Source organism: Marinimicrobium sp. UBA4209, from assembly GCF_002381585.1.
Taxonomy (GTDB): domain Bacteria; phylum Pseudomonadota; class Gammaproteobacteria; order Pseudomonadales; family Cellvibrionaceae; genus Marinimicrobium; species Marinimicrobium koreense.
The window spans coordinates 2,499-3,459 of sequence record NZ_DFTP01000017.1; the positions used below are offsets into that span (position 1 = coordinate 2,499).

Below are 961 nucleotides of genomic sequence, written 5' to 3' on the forward strand. Positions count from 1 at the left end.
TTGTGAATCCAGGCCTCGACGGCGAATTCCCAGCCATCAAGATGGGACTCCATCAACACGGGAAATTCCTCGTCGGGAATGGTGTCCACTTCATCCGGCGTTCGGATGACCCGATGCCCCAGACAACCGGCTTTATCAAAAGCCTTCAGGTGAATGGGGTCATTGGGGTCCCCGTCCAGTTTCAACAAGGTCTGATTGACCCGTTTCAAAAAGCGCACGACGTCTTCCTTGTCGTGTGCTTCTTCGAAAATTCCCACGCGAATGCCGCCCAGCTGGGCACGACGCTTCATCAGCGCCTTGTCCCGCAACAGCATGGCCTGACCAAACAGGCGCGGGTTATCCAGCAGGACCGAGTTGATTGCACCGGCCCACTCCACGGTTTCTTCAAACAGAGGAATCGCCACATCCACGCCCATATCCTTCAGGGTCTGGGCAATTTCCATGGAACGATCGTTCAGCCGCTCAAAGTTCCAGGGCACGTAGGGGATATCATGCTCTTTGCAGTAAGCTTCGGCCCACTCTGGAGCCACCACCACGTAGCGACGATCGAATTTGTCGGCCGCTTCAATGGCACCCAGGGCCCAGCCCAACAATGCGACGTAACCTTTTTCAGGACTGAAAGTGTGCTTGGAACTCATGGTGGGACTCTCCAGACGTGGCAGTGGTACAACCCCGAGCGCTATCGCACGGGCCCATCTATAAACATAGACAAGAGGCTTGCACTGTACCAGCCATAAGGTCCGGGACACGTATGGTATCGATAGACTTTATAGTTATATGGAGGGAGGGCTGATTTCCGAGTTTGGTGATGGCGGATGCGCCCAAGTAGGGTTATGGCGGATGCGCTCCGCTTATCCGCCCTACGTATGGTGACCGAGAGCGCCTGCCCCCCAATAAAAAAGGCCGGCAAATGCCGGCCTTTTTCAGAACAACCTGACTGACGAATCAGTCCTGGTTCTTC

1 pseudogene is annotated in these 961 nt (G+C 55.2%); it reads right to left on the reverse strand.

The annotated features are described in order from the left end of the window. Window positions 1-638, reverse strand: a pseudogene (locus B3187_RS03050) (carboxylate--amine ligase); the annotation flags it as partial. Window positions 639-961 lie beyond the last annotated feature (323 nt).